This window comes from Streptomyces sp. NPDC057136 (genome assembly GCF_042670885.1).
In the GTDB taxonomy this organism is placed as follows: domain Bacteria; phylum Actinomycetota; class Actinomycetes; order Streptomycetales; family Streptomycetaceae; genus Streptomyces.
On sequence record NZ_JBHUUV010000062.1, the window covers coordinates 1 to 15,764 of the forward strand.

Annotated in this window: 13 protein-coding genes and 2 pseudogenes; 7 read left to right on the forward strand and 8 right to left on the reverse strand. The window is 70.5% G+C overall.

All coding sequences use genetic code 11. The annotated features are described in order from the left end of the window. Window positions 1-21: 21 nt before the first annotated feature. The 4 genes and pseudogenes from ACFT7S_RS36820 to ACFT7S_RS36835 form a co-directional block, all read right to left on the reverse strand. Window positions 22-1,473 (reverse strand): peptidoglycan D,D-transpeptidase FtsI family protein, encoded by a 1,452-nt coding sequence (locus ACFT7S_RS36820; RefSeq protein WP_382740324.1) that lies wholly within the window; start codon window positions 1,471-1,473, stop codon window positions 22-24. 93 nt (window positions 1,474-1,566) lie between these two features. After that, a pseudogene (locus ACFT7S_RS36825) lies at window positions 1,567-1,641 on the reverse strand (DNA-binding response regulator); the annotation flags it as partial. Between the two features lie 220 nt (window positions 1,642-1,861). Continuing rightward, complete coding sequence (locus ACFT7S_RS36830) at window positions 1,862-2,335, reverse strand: GNAT family N-acetyltransferase (RefSeq protein ID WP_382740327.1); 474 nt, start codon at window positions 2,333-2,335, stop codon at window positions 1,862-1,864. Between the two features lie 3 nt (window positions 2,336-2,338). Then, a complete protein-coding gene (locus tag ACFT7S_RS36835; RefSeq protein ID WP_382740329.1) occupies window positions 2,339-3,109 on the reverse strand; it encodes an IclR family transcriptional regulator in 771 nt (256 codons plus the stop codon). Between the two features lie 158 nt (window positions 3,110-3,267). Here ACFT7S_RS36835 and ACFT7S_RS36840 point away from each other — a divergent pair, with 158 nt between their 5' ends. Continuing rightward, a complete protein-coding gene (locus ACFT7S_RS36840) occupies window positions 3,268-4,788 on the forward strand; it encodes an aldehyde dehydrogenase (NADP(+)) (protein WP_382740331.1) in 1,521 nt (506 codons plus the stop codon). Between the two features lie 331 nt (window positions 4,789-5,119). On the opposite strand, the pseudogene ACFT7S_RS36845 reads toward ACFT7S_RS36840, so the two are convergent. Continuing rightward, a pseudogene (locus ACFT7S_RS36845) lies at window positions 5,120-5,607 on the reverse strand (DUF1062 domain-containing protein). 545 nt (window positions 5,608-6,152) lie between these two features. Between ACFT7S_RS36845 and ACFT7S_RS36850 the strand changes: the two are divergent. Then, the gene (locus tag ACFT7S_RS36850) at window positions 6,153-6,896 is read left to right on the forward strand and encodes a VOC family protein (protein WP_382740334.1); all 744 of its coding nucleotides are present in this window, start codon (window positions 6,153-6,155) and stop codon (window positions 6,894-6,896) included. A gap of 533 nt (window positions 6,897-7,429) precedes the next feature. Here the strand turns inward: ACFT7S_RS36850 and ACFT7S_RS36855 are convergent. Continuing rightward, a complete protein-coding gene (locus tag ACFT7S_RS36855; protein WP_382740336.1) occupies window positions 7,430-8,452 on the reverse strand; it encodes a zinc-dependent alcohol dehydrogenase family protein in 1,023 nt (340 codons plus the stop codon). A 102-nt stretch (window positions 8,453-8,554) separates the two neighbouring features. Between ACFT7S_RS36855 and ACFT7S_RS36860 the strand changes: the two genes are divergently transcribed. After that, window positions 8,555-9,502 carry an AraC family transcriptional regulator gene (locus ACFT7S_RS36860; RefSeq protein ID WP_382740339.1) on the forward strand — a complete coding sequence of 316 codons (948 nt, stop codon included), beginning with the start codon at window positions 8,555-8,557 and terminating at the stop codon, window positions 9,500-9,502. Here the strand turns inward: ACFT7S_RS36860 and ACFT7S_RS36865 are convergent. Next, window positions 9,499-10,416 carry a LysR family transcriptional regulator gene (locus tag ACFT7S_RS36865; protein WP_382740342.1) on the reverse strand — a complete coding sequence of 306 codons (918 nt, stop codon included), beginning with the start codon at window positions 10,414-10,416 and terminating at the stop codon, window positions 9,499-9,501. The genes ACFT7S_RS36860 and ACFT7S_RS36865 overlap by 4 nt on opposite strands. Window positions 10,417-10,546: 130 nt before the next feature. Here ACFT7S_RS36865 and ACFT7S_RS36870 point away from each other — a divergent pair, with 130 nt between their 5' ends. Continuing rightward, entirely contained in the window at window positions 10,547-11,455 is a 909-nt protein-coding gene (locus ACFT7S_RS36870) for a DMT family transporter (protein ID WP_382740345.1), read from the forward strand. 7 nt (window positions 11,456-11,462) lie between these two features. Next, complete coding sequence (locus ACFT7S_RS36875) at window positions 11,463-12,743, forward strand: MFS transporter (protein WP_382740347.1); 1,281 nt, start codon at window positions 11,463-11,465, stop codon at window positions 12,741-12,743. Here the strand turns inward: ACFT7S_RS36875 and ACFT7S_RS36880 are convergent. Next, window positions 12,740-14,149, reverse strand: a complete 1,410-nt coding sequence (locus tag ACFT7S_RS36880; RefSeq protein WP_382740350.1) for an MFS transporter — start codon at window positions 14,147-14,149, stop codon at window positions 12,740-12,742. The genes ACFT7S_RS36875 and ACFT7S_RS36880 overlap by 4 nt on opposite strands. Window positions 14,150-14,219: 70 nt before the next feature. Here ACFT7S_RS36880 and ACFT7S_RS36885 point away from each other — a divergent pair, with 70 nt between their 5' ends. After that, complete coding sequence (locus ACFT7S_RS36885; protein WP_382740352.1) at window positions 14,220-15,191, forward strand: GlxA family transcriptional regulator; 972 nt, start codon at window positions 14,220-14,222, stop codon at window positions 15,189-15,191. A 20-nt stretch (window positions 15,192-15,211) separates the two neighbouring features. After that, window positions 15,212-15,709, forward strand: a complete 498-nt coding sequence (locus ACFT7S_RS36890; RefSeq protein ID WP_382740355.1) for a GNAT family N-acetyltransferase — start codon at window positions 15,212-15,214, stop codon at window positions 15,707-15,709. Window positions 15,710-15,764: the final 55 nt, after the last annotated feature.

Consider the following 15,764-nt stretch of genomic DNA (forward strand, 5'->3'; position numbering starts at 1 on the left):
GGGCGGTGCCGGTGCCGCCGCTCACCCCTCCAGCGCCGCCTTCATCATCTTCTGGGCGATCGGTGCCGCAAGACCGTTGCCGCTGACCTCGGACCGGGCCGAGCCCGAGTCCTCGACGATCACGGCGACCGCGACCTGCTTGCCGGTGGAGCTGTCCTTCGCGTACGAGGTGAACCAGGCGTACGGGGTGTTGCTGTTGTCCACGCCGTTCTGCGCGGTGCCCGTCTTGCCGCCGACCTCGGCCCCGGCGATCCTCGCGTTCGTGCCGGTGCCCTCCTCGACGACGGTGACCATCGCACTGCGCAGCTGCTCGGCCGTCGTTCCGGACACGACACGCTCGGTGTCCCCGTCCGGGAACTCCTCCAGCGTGGTGCCGTCCTCGTCCGTCACCTGGGAGACCATGTGCGGGGCCGCGAGCTCGCCGCCGTTGGCGAGGGCCGCGGAGACCATGGCCATCTGCATCGGGGTGGCCGTCACCTCGAACTGGCCGATGCCCGTCAGCGCCGTCTGCGCCTTGTCCATGCCGGTCGGGTAGACGCTCTCCGAGGCCCGCACCGGTACGTCGAGCTCCTTGGTGTCGAAGCCGAAGCTGTCCGCCATCGCCTTCACCTTGTCCTGGCCGAGATCCGCGGCGACCTTGGCGAACACGGTGTTGCAGGAGTACTTGAGCGCGGTGCGCAGGGTGGCGTTCTCGCAGGGGGCGGTGGAGCTCTCGTTCTTCAGGACGGTGGTGGTCCCGGGCAGCGTGTACGGGACGGGGCTGTCCGTCGGCTCGTCCACGGAGCCGTACAGACCGTCCTCCAGCGCCGCGGCCGCGACCACCAGCTTGAACGTCGAGCCCGGCGCGAGCGGCTGCCGCAGTGCCCGGTTGACCAGCGGCTTGTCCTTGTCGTCCAGCAGCTTCTGCCAGGCGTCGCCGTCCGTCGTCCCGCTGATGTCCGAGGGGTCGTACGAGGGGGAGGAGAGCATGCCCAGAATCCGGCCGGTCTTCGGGTCCATCGCGACGGCCGCGCCCTTGTCGTCGCCCAGCGCCTCGAAGGCGGCCTTCTGGACGTCCGGGTCGATCGTCGTCAGGACACTGCCCGGCGCGGTCTGCTTGCCGGTGATCACATCGGCGGGGTTCTTCAGCCGGTCGTCGGTGCCGTCGAGGACATCGCTGTAGATGCCTTCGAGCTGGGTCGCGCCGTACGCCTGCGAGCTGTAGCCGGTGACAGCCGCGTACAGCTCACCCTGCGTATAGGTGCGCTTGTACTGAAGATCGCCGCCGCTCGTCCCCTTCGATCCGGTGACCGGGGAACCGGCCACGATGATGTCACCGAGCGGCTGCGCGTACTGCGCGATGGTTTTCCGCCGGTTGTGCTCGTCGTCTGCGAGCGCCCGGGCCTCGTACGCCTGCACCCAGGTCGCCCGCACCAGCAGGGCGAGAACCATCAGCAGACAGAAGACCGACGCACGCCTGATCGTCCTGTTCATCTGCTGGAGGGACGAGCGGGGCCGGGCGGGACGTTCCCGTCTGTGCCCCTTCTCACCCTTTTCTCACGCGCCCTTGGCGGATAAAACGGCAGGTCAGCCGGGGGTGATGAAACCGGATTCGTACGCCGCGATCACCGCCTGTGTACGGTCCCGGGCACCCGTCTTCGCGGTGCGGGCCCGGCCGGGGCCGGCGGACGGCGCGACGGTCCCGGCGGGTGGTGCGACGGGGGACTGGGGGCGGGGTTCGAGCGGTGTCTTCGTCATGACACCCACGCTTCCCGGCCGGGCGCTCCCGCACGTCCTGCGCTGCGACGATCCGTCTCCGCCGCGCGGCGGAGACGGCCCTCGTTCCCGGGGATGCGGCTCAGGCGTCCCCCCGGGATGCCGCTCAGGTGTCCAGGGTCAGCAGCAGCTCGGCGACTTCCTCGCCGCGCGCCTCGGCGAAGCCGCTGTCCCGGCCCGTCACGACGAATCCGCACTTGCGCAGCACCCGGACCGAACCGAGGTTGTCGGCGGCGGCCCGTGCGTGCAGCGGACGCTCCGGTACGAGATCGAGCAGCGCGCGCAGGGCGGCGGTCGCGAGACCGCGCCCCCAGTGGGGCCGGTCGATCCAGTACGTGACCTGCCGGTTGTCCGGCGGTCCGTACACCCCGGTGTTGCCCACCACGACTTCGTCGGCGAGCACGGTGCGCATGAGTATGTGCTCGGCCGCGCGGATACGCGCCCAGTGGGCGTCGAACGCGGCCCGGTCGGTGGGGTCCTTGCTGGTGAAGGCCGCGACCCGGGTCGCTTCGGGGTCGCTCATGTACATGAAGAAGAGCGGCAGGTCCCCGTCCCGCACCTCTCGCAGCGTGACGTCCAAGGGTCAGAGCCTCCGGGTCGCGAGGGTGAGCCGGTCGCGGGCGTCGAAGAGGGCGTCCTTGACCATCTGTTCGTGTCCCGGGGTGAGCCGGGCGACGGGCACCGAGCAGCTGATCGCGTCCCGCGCGGGGGTCCGGTAGGGGATCGCGATGCCGAAGCAGCGCAGTCCGAGGGTGTTCTCCTCGCGGTCCACCGCGTAGCCCTGCTCGCGGATGACGTTCAGCTCCTCGATGAGCTTCTCGCGGTCGGTGATGGTGTGTTCGGTCAGCGCGGGCAGTGTCTCCGGGAGCAGTTTGCGGACCTGCTCGTCGCTGTGGGTGGCCAGCAGCGCCTTGCCCAGCGAGGTGGAGTGGGCGGGCAGCCGGCGGCCGACGCGGGTGAAGGGGCGCAGATAGTGCTGGGACTGCCGGGTGGCGAGATAGACGACGTTCGTCCCGTCGAGGCGGGCCAGGTGGATGGTCTCGGTGGTGTCGTCGGAGAGCCGGTCCAGGGTGGGCCGGGCCGCGGCCACGACCTCGTCCCCGTCGATGTACGAGGTGCCGACGAGCAGGGCCCGTACACCGATCCCGTACCGCGTGCCCGTCGCGTCGGTCTCCACCCAGCCGAGCTCCACCAGCGTCCGCAGCAGCATGTAGAGGCTGGACTTCGGGTAACCGACCGCCTCCTGCACGGAGGCCAGGGCATGCATACCGGGCCGCCCCGCGAAGTATTCGAGCAGCTCAACCGTCCGCACCGCGGACTTGACCTGCGCCCCACCAGACTCGGCAACCGACATGCCCTACGCCCCTTCCAACCTTCACGGCAAAACCCTGCGACTTCTTGCCAACACTGATCGCCCGGAAATAGAGTCCCCAATAAGTTCACGATCAGGAACGCTGTTCAGAATACCGAACAACTCCTGGTTGTGCGGTAGAGGAGCGGGAAGGAAATACGGTGGCAGCAGCACCAGTCTGGAGCGTCGACCCCCGAACCGGGAACCCGCGTGAGCAGGTTGCGGTGGAGGCTACAGCGGAGGAGGTCGACCGGGCGGTCCGGGCCGCCCACGCCGTACGCGGCTCGCTCGCCGACCGCACGGTGCGCGCCGCGTTCCTGCGTACCGCGGCCGACCTTCTCGCGGAGGCCGGGGAGCACGTCATCGAGGCCGCCGACGCCGAGACGGCACTCGGCCCGGCCCGGCTCACCGGTGAGCTCGCCCGCACGGCGGCTCAGCTGAGGGCGTTCGCGGAGGTTGTCGACGAGGGCACGTTCCTCGACATCCACATCGACCACGAGGACGGGAACCGGACCCCGCCGTGGCCGGACCTGCGCCGCTACAAGATCCCGCTCGGCGTCGTCGCCGTCTACGCGGCCAGCAACTTCCCGCTCGCCTTCTCCGTCCCCGGCGGCGACACCGCCAGCGCGCTCGCCGCGGGCTGCCCCGTCGTCGTCAAGGCGCACCCCGACCACCCCGCCACCTCCGAACTCTGCGCCTCCGTACTGCGCCGGGCCGCCGCGCAGAACGGCCTGCCCGAGGACGTGGTGAACCTGGTGCACGGCTTCGAGGCGGGCGTCGCGCTGGTCAGGCACCCGCTCGTCGCAGCGGCCGGCTTCACCGGCTCGATCCGCGGCGGACGCGCTCTGTTCGACGCGGCGGCGGCCCGGCCCACCCCGATCCCGTTCCACGGCGAGCTCGGCTCCCTGAACCCCGTGGTCGTCACCGAAGCCGCCGCGGCCGAGCGCGGTGAGCAGATCGGGGCCGGGCTCGCGGGCTCGATGACCATGGGCGCGGGCCAGTTCTGCACGAAGCCCGGCTTCGTCCTCGTACCGGCGGGCGGGACGGGCGACCAGCTGCTGAAGTCCTTGACCGATGTGGTCAGCGACAGCGCGTCCGCGGTCATGCTCGACCAGCGCATGCGTGACGCCTTCGTCGCGGGCGTACGGGAACGGGCCGAACTCCCGGACGTGACGGCCCCCGTCACCCCCGGCGCGGGCAGCGAACACACCGTCGCCCCGGGCTTCCTGACCGTACCGGCGCAGCGGCTGACCGCCGACGGCCCGCACGACGCCCTGCTGGAGGAGTGCTTCGGCCCGGTCACCGTCGTCGCACGCTACGAGACCGAGGACGAGATCACCGCGGTCCTCTCCCGCCTCCCGGGCAACCTCACCGCCACGCTCCAGACGGCCACCGAGGAGACCGACGACAGCGCCGCACGGCTCCTCGCCGCGCTCACCCCGCTGGCCGGCCGCGTCCTGGTCAACGGCTGGTCGACCGGCGTCGCCGTCGCCCCCGCCCAGCACCACGGCGGTCCGTACCCGGCGACCACCTCCACCTCCACCTCGGTCGGCGCGACGGCGATCGAACGCTGGCTGCGCCCGGTCACGTACCAGACGACCCCGGACGCGCTGCTGCCGCCGGAACTCCGCGAGTCCAACCCGCTGGGCCTGCCCCGCCGCGTGGACGGGCACCGCGAATAGAGAGTGAGTACTCCGTACTCACACGTACCGAGTAGCAGCCCTGAGGCTCAGCGCCTCAGTTGGCACTTGCGCACTTGAGTTGGCACCGGTTAGCGCTTCAGTTGGCACACGGGGTTTCCTGCGTCTCGCTGTCTGCAGGTTTCTCCGGCTTCTGCGCGGAGGCGAAGGTACGACCCACGTCCAGGAGTGGGCGGGCACAGCGGTCGTCAACTGCTGCCAAGCCCGGGGAGCTCTCCGGCTCGGCGTCCGGGGCGAGAGGGTCGGCCCAGACCACACCTAGGGCCTGTCCGGCGGATCGGATACTGCCGGACAGGCCCCGGGCCGGAAGGACTCAGCGCCTGAGCATGAAGGTGAAGTCGCCCGAGAGCTTGCCGCTCAGGCGGACTGCCGACACGAGGTTCCCCTCGGCGAGCAGTCTCTCGACCTCGGCTCGCGAAAAGCCGAAACCTTCGGCGATCAGTCGCACCGGCCGCACAGGTATCCGCGCCGCAAAGCGGACCGAGACCTGGCCAACACCGGCACAGGCGCCCACCTGCCGCGGTGCGCCCGGTGCGGCGGCGGACCGTACGGCGACTGCCAGGCCGGCCGCTCGGTTTGACCCGAGCCGCCCACGTCGCGGCGCCGTGCGACCGGGTCCTGGAGCAGTTCGGCTGCCAGGCCGGGGTCGTTGTGGTGCAGCAGGTTCAGGAGCTCGGGTTGTACGGAACGGACGTTCACGCGGAATTTGCCGTTCGCCCGGAAGCGCTCGGAGGCGCACCTGTGGCAACGGCGGAGAACGATCGGCAGGCAGGTGGGCACGACCACCCAGTTTTTGGACACAGAAATACACCGGTTCCAGTGAGAAGACCGCAGCGAAAAGGAGCGCGGCGCACATGTGCGACGCGCGACGGATCAGCGCTCGGGGGGTCTCACTTGGTGTACAACGGCACGTCCTTGACAGGGCGACTGCGGGCGGGAGCACGGTAGCGGCACACGGGAGTGCGGCTCCACTGATTTTCGGGCGAGTGGCGATGCCTCGCGGCAGACGCCCGCACCACCCTCGACCCACCGGATATGGGCGGCAGCCCCCCCGCCCGGTCGGCCGGGGTGATCCGGGCCGGGGCAGGAGCGACATGATCTGGCTCGGGATTCATCGTCACCCCGGGACGATGAACGGCTTGGGCGCGCGGCTACGCCTCCGGGGCCGGGACGGATCCTGAGCCGAAACGGCCTTGGAGCCAGCGCGTTCATCTGGCGAGTGAGCAGTTGACCTGGCGGGGCTGAGCGCTCCAGTCGGCGAGCTGAGCATTGCGGCTTGAGCGAGTTGATCTCTGTTTGGCGGCGGTACCTGCGGATGCTGTTGCAGAGTGCATAGGATCGCCGGCATGGCACTGCGACCGGTTAACGTGAACATAAAGGCTCTTGATGACTCGGCGGTCGGCCGGTTCTGGGCGGAGGCGCTCGGCTGGGGTGTTTCCAGCGAGGGACCCGGCGTGACCAACGTTGAACCCGTCGGCGGCTTCGTTTGGCCGGACCCGGTCGCCGTCTGCGTCGACGTCGTTACCGTCCCGGAACCCAAGACGACAACAAAGAACCGTGTGCACCTCGATCTCGCCACCACCTCTGCGGCCCACCAGGCGGAGTTGGTCGGGCGGCTCCAGGCTCTGGGTGCGACGCCCGCCCACGTGGGCCAGGGCGAAGTGCCGTGGACGGTCCTCGCCGACCCGGAGGGCAACGAGTTCTGCGTGCTGGAGCCTCGGGAGATCTACCGGGACACCGGGCCGATCGCCGCGGTGGTGGTCGACTGCGCGGATCCGCGGGCCATGGCCCGGTTCTGGGGCGAGGCGATGGACTGGACCCTGCACGAGGTGACTGACGATCATGCAGTGTTGCGCTCCGCCAAGGGTGTCGGCCCGTATCTCGAGTTCCTCCGCACTCCCGGCGGGAAGGCCGTGCCAGACCGCGTTCATATTGACCTGCTGCCGTACCCCGGTGACGATCAAGAGGCGGAGGTGGCCCGGCTGCGGGCCCTCGGCGCCACCGACATCGACCTCGGCCAGGGCGACGTCCCGTGGAGGTGCCTGGCCGACCCGGAGGGCCACGAGTTCTGCGTCCTCGCCCCGTCCTGACGCGGAGCCTTAACGACACCCCGACACGTGAGCCTTGTGTGCTCATGCGCCATGACCCCGGGTGGGCTGGGCTGCGGCGTCTCGGTCGATTCGGGCGGCGAGAGCTTGCGTGTAGGGGGCGAGATCAGCTCGCTCGCCGACCACAACACTCAACTCGCCAACTGAAGCGCTCCTTACCTTGTTGGCGGGTTGATTCCGGTCCTTCGTACGATCGGGAGACCCAGGGGCCTGGGTGTGGCTGAAAGCGCTCATGCCGTACGTGTGGCTTTGACTGATAGGCCGCCCAGCGCCCCGCGACGACACGGCCACTCATTGGGACGAGCGAACAGAGATCGCTTCGTAAGGACACGTCGGCGTGGCGGCATCCGCCTGGCCCCCGCGCACGGCTGCCTTTCGCCCAGGCGCGTGCCTGGGCCCTGTTCCTCCAGTACGGGGCACTGCTCACCGGCGCGAGCATGATCCTCAGCTACGCCTGAACGGGAGAGGGCACGGCGCGACCCGCGCGGCGAGCGGCTCCCGGCCGGTGCAGTGCGTCAGTGCCGGACCGTCACCACGATCTTGCCGGTGTGGGCGTTGGACTCCATCAGCCGGTGGGCGTCCGCCATCCGTTCCAGGCCGTCGAACGTCGCGCCCACCACCGGGGCGAACGCATCGCTGCGCAGGCCCGACGCGATGAAGTGTGCGGCCCGGTGCCTGCCGCCCGGGTCGCTTGTGAGGGCGATGTTGTTGTAACCGATCACGGTCAGCGGCCAGTTGGTCGGCAGCTCGGCGGGACGGGCGTCGAGCCAGCCGTACACGATGATCGTGCCGTCGGGCGCGGCAGCCTCGCCCAGCGTGGCGAGTCCCGGGCCGCCGATCGCATCGAAGATGATCGCGGCCCCCGTTCCGCCCGTGATCCGGCCGACCTCCTTGACGACGTCCTCGTCGTCCGTCGTGATCACATGGGCGGCGCCCGCGTCGAGGAGTTGCTGCTTCTTGGCGGCGGTACGGGTGGTGGCGATCGGAATCGCACCGATCCGGTTCGCCACCTGGAGGGCCGCGGTCCCGACGCCGCTGGATGCGCCGGTGATCAGGACATGGTCGCCGGGCCGCAGGCCGCCCTTCTCGAGCAGGGCGCCGTAGGCGGTGGAGTACGTCAGCCAGGCAGCGGCGGCAGTCACCGCCGCCACTCCCTCGGGGCGGTGCAGGACGGTCGTGGCGGGGAGCACCACGCGCTCGGCGTAGATGCCGTGGGTGCTGAGGTGGAGGCTGCCCGACGTCGCCAGCACCGGGTCGCCGGGTGCGAAGCCGGTCACGGCCGAGCCGACGGCCTCGACCACTCCTGCTGCCTCGTAGCCGTTGCGGGAGGCGGGCAGCGTCGGCCGGTAGAAGTAGGTGCCCGCGCGGAAGAGTGCCTCGGCGCGGTTGAGGCCGATGGCCTCCACGCGGAGGAGCAGCTCATCGGGGCCGGGTGCGGCGAGCGGCACTTCTTCGACGCTGAGGACGTCGGGGCTGCCCGGCTCGTGGAAGAGCACGGCGTTGGTGGTCGTGGGGGTGGAAACATGTGTATTGGTCATGGGGTCAACCGTAGGAAGGGGTGGTGAGACGATCCATGTCTCAGAAGCGCCCGTTCATGTCAGATCGTCTCCCGGCACCGAAGGACTGGATACGGTGGCGTCATGGATGTCCTCAGTGACGTGATCGCCGCCATGCGCGCCGGCAGGCCGCACTCCTCGCGCCGCCGCACGTACGCACCCTGGGGCATGCGCTTCGCCGCCTCGGAAGGCGCCGGATTCCACGTGGTGCTCCAGGGATCGGCCTGGCTGATCCCGCCCGGTGACGCCGCTCCCGTACACCTCGGTGTCGGCGACGTCGTGTTCTTGGCGCACGGTCGCGGGCACGCCCTTGCCGACGATCCCGCGACGCCCCTGACCGATGTCGCGCCCGGCCCGGACGGCACCTGGCCCACCGCCGCGGACCCGCCGTCCGACGGCGGGTCCGCAGTGTCCGCTCAACTCCTCTGTGGTGCCTACCAGTTGAACCGCGCCCGGGCGCATCCGCTCCTCACCGGGCTGCCCGACGTGGTTCATCTGCCGGCCCAGGTCGGCAGCCATCCGTCGCTGCGCGCCGCCATCGATCTGCTCGGCGCCGAACTCCAGCACCCCCAGCCCGGATCCGATGCCATCGTGCCCGCGCTTCTCGACACGTTGCTGCTGTACATCCTGCGCACGTGGTGGCTCGACACGCACGCCGCCGGGCAGTCGACGGGGTGGTCGGCGGCGCTCTCCGACCCGGCGGTCTCGGTGGCCCTGAGCGCCATCCATGACGACCCGTCCCACCCGTGGAACGTCGAGGAACTGGGCGCGGCGGCCGGCCTGTCCCGCGCCGCCTTCGCCCGCCGGTTCACCGCGCTCGTCGGTGAGCCGCCGCTCGCCTACCTCACCTGGTGGCGGATGACGACGGCGGGCCGCCTGCTGCGTTCCGACGACTCGACCCTGCGCTCGGTCGCCGAACGGTGTGGCTACACCTCGGAGTTCGCCTTCGCCAAGGCGTTCAAACGGCAGTACGGGGTGGCCCCCGGCCAGTACCGCCGGCGCGCCGGTGCCAACGCGTCCCAGGGCCGCTAGGCCCTGTCGCGGTCGGTCGCAGCGGCCGCCGCGGTCCGCAGCGCGTCGAGCAGTGCGCGCAGTGCGGGCTGTCCGGCCGGTGCCGACTCCCTTACCGCCGCATAGATCGACCTGACCGGCTCCGGGGCACGGACCTTGCGTACGGCCACGGCGGGGTGGCGGTTGCCGAGCCCCAGTTCCGGGATCAGGGCGATGCCGAGCCCGGCGGCGACGAACGCCTGCGCCGTGGCATGGTCCTCGCTCTCCACCACGAAACCAGGGCTGAAGCCGGCCGAGGCGCAGGCATCGAGCACGGGGTCCAGGCAGGGGCCCGGCCGATCGCTGCTGATCCACGCCTCGTCGGCGAGGTCGGTCAGCTCGATCTCCGGTTTCGCGGCGAGCCGGTGTCCCTCGGGCAGTACGGCGAGATACCTGTCGTCGAGCAGGGGCACGAACCGGATGCCGTCGACGGACAGTTGGTCCCGCGGCCGGACCACCAGGGCCATGTCGGCCCGGCCTTCCTTCACTTCCGGCAGCGGGTCCTCGGGATCGCTCATCCTCAGGTCGACCTGTACGCCGGGCTGTTCGCGGCGGAGCCGCGCCAGCGCCGGGGCCACCAGGGTGGCCCCGGCCGTGGCGAAGTAGCGGACCACGACCCGCCCCGTGCGCCCGGCCCGCAGGTCGGCCAGTGCGGTCTCCGCCTCGGCGACGTGATTGCCGATGACGGTCGCGTACTCGTTGAGCAGCCGCCCGGCATCCGTCGGCCGCACGCCCCGTCCGGTCCGTTCGAGGAGGGTGATCCCGGCCTCCTTCTCCAGCGTCGCCATCTGCTGGCTGACCGCCGAGGGCGTGTACCCGAGGTTCCGTGCCGCAGCGGTGACCGACCCGCTGGTGATCACCGCTCGCAGGATCTGCATGCGCCGCATATCAAGCATGTAGAACAGCTTAATGCTGCATGCAAACTTTTTCGCTTGTCTTACGGCGGGCACCCAGGCACTGTACAAATCCGGACCCCCCGTCAGGAGGCGAACAGTGCTCAGTGGCCAACGAGGCGCCCTCATCCGCATGGCTCTCCTCGCCCTGCTGTGGGGATCGGGCTTTCTCTGGATCAAGATCGCCCTGAACGGCGGCCTGCCCCCGCTCCACATCACAGTCATCCGCTGCGCGCTCGGCGCGGCCGTCCTTCTGGTGCTCGCCTGCTCGGCCCGTCAGCGATTCCCGCGCGACCGCAGGACATGGGGCCACCTCGTCGTGGCGGCGTTCCTCTGCAATGCCCTGCCGTTCTTTCTCTTCAGCGTCGGCGAGCAGACCGTCGATTCCGGCGTAGCCGGCGTTCTCAACGCGACAACTCCCCTGTGGTCCCTGGGCATTGGTCTCGTACTCGGTACGGAGCGTGGCTGGCGCCCGGTCCGCCTGGCCGGCCTCCTCCTCGGCTTCGCAGGAGTGCTGCTCATCTTCGCCCCCTGGCAGCAGAGCGGTCTGACCAGCTGGGGCGCACTGCTCCTCCTTGCCGCTGCCCTGAGTTACGCCGTCGCCTTCGCCTATATGGCCCGCCACCTCATCGGGCGGGAAACCGGCCCGCTCGCCCTCTCGGCGGCCCAGCTCATGGCCGCGACGGGCCTGACCACACTCGCTCTTCCCGCAGGCCCCCCGGTTCCGGCGGACACGACGCTCACCGCGGTGATCGCCGTCGCCGTGCTGGGCATCCTCGGCACGGGTGTCACGTTCCACCTGAACTCCCGGCTCATCGCCGAGGAGGGCCCCACCGCCGCCGCCACCGTCGGCTATCTGCTGCCGGTCGTCTCGGTGGTCCTGGGGGCCGTCGTCCTCGGCGAGCAGCTGAGCGCCCGCGTCATCACGGGCTTGGCCGTTGTGCTCATCGGCGTCGGTCTGACCCGCAGCCACAAGCCCGCAGACCCGGCCGGCGGAGCCGAGGCCGCCGCACCGCGAAGCATCGGATCAAGCACCGGATGAACGGATCATGAAACCCAACTCCCCCTGGCGGATCTCCGACTTCCGAGCACTGTTCGCCGCGACCTCGTTCGGCCAGCTCGGGACCAACATCGGTTACGTCGCGGTACCGCTCATCGCGGTGTCCGCTCTCGACGCGAGTCCCGGCCAGGTCGGGGCACTTGCCACGCTGAGCACCGTCGCCTTCCTCCTCATCGGTCTGCCCGCCGGGGCATGGATGGACCGGATGCGTCAGCGCCGGGTGCTGATCGCCGCGGATCTGGCGCGAGCGGGGCTGTTCGCCTCCATCCCGCTGGCCTGGTGGCTCGACGCGCTCACGCTTCAGCAGCTGTACATGGTCGTCCTGCTGCACGGCTGCGCCACCGTTTTCGCCGACGTCGGCGCGCAGAGCGTGCTGCCGCAACTGGTCGGCCGCGCCGACCTCGTCCAGGCGAATGCCGCCGTGAATACGCTCATCGCCGCCGGCACCGTGGTCGGACGCGGTGCGGGCGGCGGGCTCGTCCAGCTGCTGACGGCACCGGTTGCCGTGGCGTCCACAGCCGTGAGCTATCTGATCTCGGCTGTTCGGCTCACCGCCATCCATCGCACCGCGCCCCCGCCCCCACCCGCGCCCGGGCAGGCCGCCAGGCTGGGGCCGCAGATCGCCGAGGGGCTGCGGCACGTCTTCGGCAACAAGGAGCTACGGGCCCTCGCGCTCACCTCGGCCTGCGCCAACCTCGGCTCCCAGATCCTCAACACCATGCTCCCGGTGCTGTTCGTCCGCGAACTCGGCTTTCCGGAGGGTGTACTGGGCCTGTTCTGGGCAGCGGGAGGCGTCGGCCTTCTCCTGGGTGCCCGCTGCGCCGGCTTCTTCGCCAGGCACCTCGGCTACGGCCGTGCCCTCGGCCTCGTCGGTCTGTACATGGCTCCCGCGGGACTGCTCGTACCGCTCGTCGACCGCGGCCCCTGGCTTTGGGTGGCAGGGGCCGGCTGGCTGCTGACCATGTTCAAGACGGGTATGACCAATGTGCTCGGCGTGAGCCTGCGCCAGCGGATGACACCCACCGCGCTCCTCGGACGCATGAACGCCACCTTCCGCTTCCTGCTCACCGGCGCACTCGCCGTCGGCGCCGCCGTGGCCGGTGTGACCGGCGAACTGGCGGGCGTGCACACGACACTCTGGGTGGGAGGCGCCTTCCTGGCCACGGCCTTCCTGCCGGTCCTTCTCTCCCCGGTCCGTAAGCGGCGCGAACTGCCGCAGCAGCAAGAAGGGCCGGCCGTCAGGATTCCGGCAGCGGAGTCCGAGGTCTAGGGCCTGTCCGGCCCGGCCGCCGCGCCGCGTGCCAGCCGGGTCGTCGCCAGAGTGGTCAGGGTGAGCAGTACCAGGCAGATCACCAGGGTCGTCCGCAGACCGGCCTCGAATCCGTCCGCGATCAGCGCGCCGAACGCCGCCACGCCCAGCCCGCCCGATACCTGGCGGGCGGCGTTCAGCACCCCGGCGGCGATTCCCGCCCGCTCCGTCGGCACGGCCTCCATCATGGCCGCGGTCAGCGGCGGCAGGGCCAGACCCGAACCCAGCGCCAGCGGCGCCAGTAGTACGGAGGCCAGCCACAGCGGCGTCTCCGCGTCGATCAGCAGGAGCAGCAACAGTCCGCCCACCGACACCAGTTGGCCGATGAGCATGGGCAGCCGCGGCCCGTACCGGTTCGCCAGCCTGCCCGACAGGACGTTCACGACCACGAGCAGCCCGGTCATCGGGAGGAACATCAGGCCCGCCGCGAGCGCCGACTGGTCGCGCACCTGCTGGAAGTAGAGACCGAAGACGAAGAGCAGTCCGTAGAAGGCGACGCTGATCGCCGACCCGGAGGCCACCGCAACCGCCACCGTCCGGTTGCGGAACAGCTTCATCGGTACGACCGGATGGGCATGCCGCGCCTCGATGCGTACGAACGCGGCCAGCCCCACGACCGCGACGCCCAGCGCCACCAGGGCGACCGGTCCGTCCTCGATCACTGCGAACGCCAGCGCGGACAGGGCGAGTACGGCGGTCAGCTGGCCCGGCAGATCCAGCGGTGCGGGACGGCGGGCCGAACGCGGGACGCGGAACGTCAGCGCCAGGGCGACGAGTCCCAGCGGCAGGTTGATGAAGAAGACGGCCCGCCAGTCCCAGACCGTCGTCAACGCCCCGCCCGCGACCGGACCCAGCGCCACCGCCGTCGTACCGCCCGCCGCCCACAGGGACACCGCACGGGCGCGGTCGGCGGGATCGGTGTACGCCTGCCGCACCAGCGCCAGCGTCGTCGGCAGCACCACGGCGGCCGCGATGCCCTGCACCACCCGGAACCCGATCAGCGCCGGGAGGTTCGGGGCCAGTCCGCACGCCATGGATGCCGCGGTGAACAGGGCGATCCCCACGGCGTACGCCCGGGTCGCACCGATCCGGTCCGAGAACGCCCCCGTCGACAGCAGCAGCGCGGCGAAGGCGATCGTGTACGCGTCGACGACCCACTGCATCCCCGACATGCCACCGCCGAGGGCGGATGCCATCGACGGAAGCGCCACGTTCACCACCGACACGTCCAGGGTGATCAGCGCGAAGCCGAGCAATGAGGCGACGAGTGCCGGGGTGGGGGAGGGCGCGGAGGCGGAAGGACTGTCCCGGACCGGGAGCAACGGTGCGGCGGGACCGGGTGCTTGGGTGATGTCCTGTCGTGGCATGCCCCCAGCCTGGCTGTCGATCCCGGCTTACAGTAGTGGCCTGAATGCCATAGCTCCGGAGGTTCCGGCCATGTTCCGTGCGCACCGTGTGGCTGTGATCGCGACGCCGCCCGTGTCGATGTTCAACATCGCCATCCCCGAGATGCTGTTCAGCAAGGTCGAGGTGGACGGCGCACCGGGATACGAGACCGTCATCTGCACGATGGATCCGGGCCCCGTCCGTACCACCGGCGGCCTCGATGTGCACGTACCCCTGGGTCTGGAAGCCGTCGGGACCGCCGACACCGTGGTCGTCGCGGGGGCGGGTTCCCGCGAGGAACCCGACCCGCGCATTCTCACCGCCCTGCGCCGGGCCGCCGACGAAGGCAAGCGCCTTGCCTCCATCTGCACCGGCTCCTTCACCCTCGCCGAAGCCGGTCTGCTCGAAGGCCGGGCCGCCACCACGTACTGGACGTACACCGGGGAACTCGGCGACCGCTTCCCCGCCGTCGAGCTCCAGAAGGACGTCCTGTTCGTCCAGGACGGCCCGGTCCTCACCTCGTCCGGATACGCGGCAGGCATCGACATGTGCCTCCACATCATCCGTACCGACTACGGCGCCGCCGTCGCCAACACCGTGGCCCGTCTCGCCCTCGTCGCACCCGTGCGCCCCGGCGGACAGACCCAGTTCACCGACACCCCGCTGCCGGCCGAACGCGGCGTCTCCCTCGCCTGCACCCGCGCCTGGGTGATGCAGCACCTCGACGAACCGCTCACCCTCACCGACCTCGCCCGCAACGCGGGCGTCTCCGTGCGAACCCTCTCCCGCCGCTTCCATGCCGAGACCGGACGCAGCCCGCTCCAGTGGCTCCTCCACCAGCGAACCGAACGGGCCCGCGAGCTCCTGGAGACCACCGCCCTTCCCATGGACCAGGTCGCCCGCGCCAGCGGCCTCGGCACCGCCGACTCCCTGCGCCAGCACATCCAGCGCCGCCTCGGCCTCACCCCGAGTGCCTACCGGGCCTCGTTCAGCAGGCTGCCCACCGCGGCAACCGCGAACTGAAACGGGGCGTCCCTTCCACCATGATCAGAACCGCCACGCCGGCCGACCTCGACGCCATCGTCCGACTGCACACCGAGGCCCGTGCGACGTACTACCGCGACCACCTTCCCGCCGAGGAGTACGAGGGGGCGGCCGAGGTCGGCCGTAGCCGGGACGGCTGGGCGCGTGCCATCGGACGTTCCGATGTCACCGTTCTCTGCGCCGAGCAGGGCGGAACACTCGCCGGCATAGCGGCCTTCGCCGTGCGCGACGGAGTCATGGACCTCACCCAGCTCCATGTCTCGCCCTCCCACTGGCGTACGGGAATCGGCACCGCCCTCCATACCGCCTGCACCGACGCCTGGCAGCGCGCCGGTGTCCGCACCGCGCGGCTGGAGGTCTTCGTGCACAACACCCGCGCCCAGGCGTTCTACGCCCGCCAGGGCTGGACCCCCGATCCGGACGGGCCGCGCGCCGGCAGCCATCTGGTGCTCTGCTTCGACGTGGGGAATAGGCCGGGAATCAGCCAGAGCCGTTGAACGTTGAACGGGGATAGCGGAGGGTACCTCCGTGGTGCACATCCGTAGTGCCGAG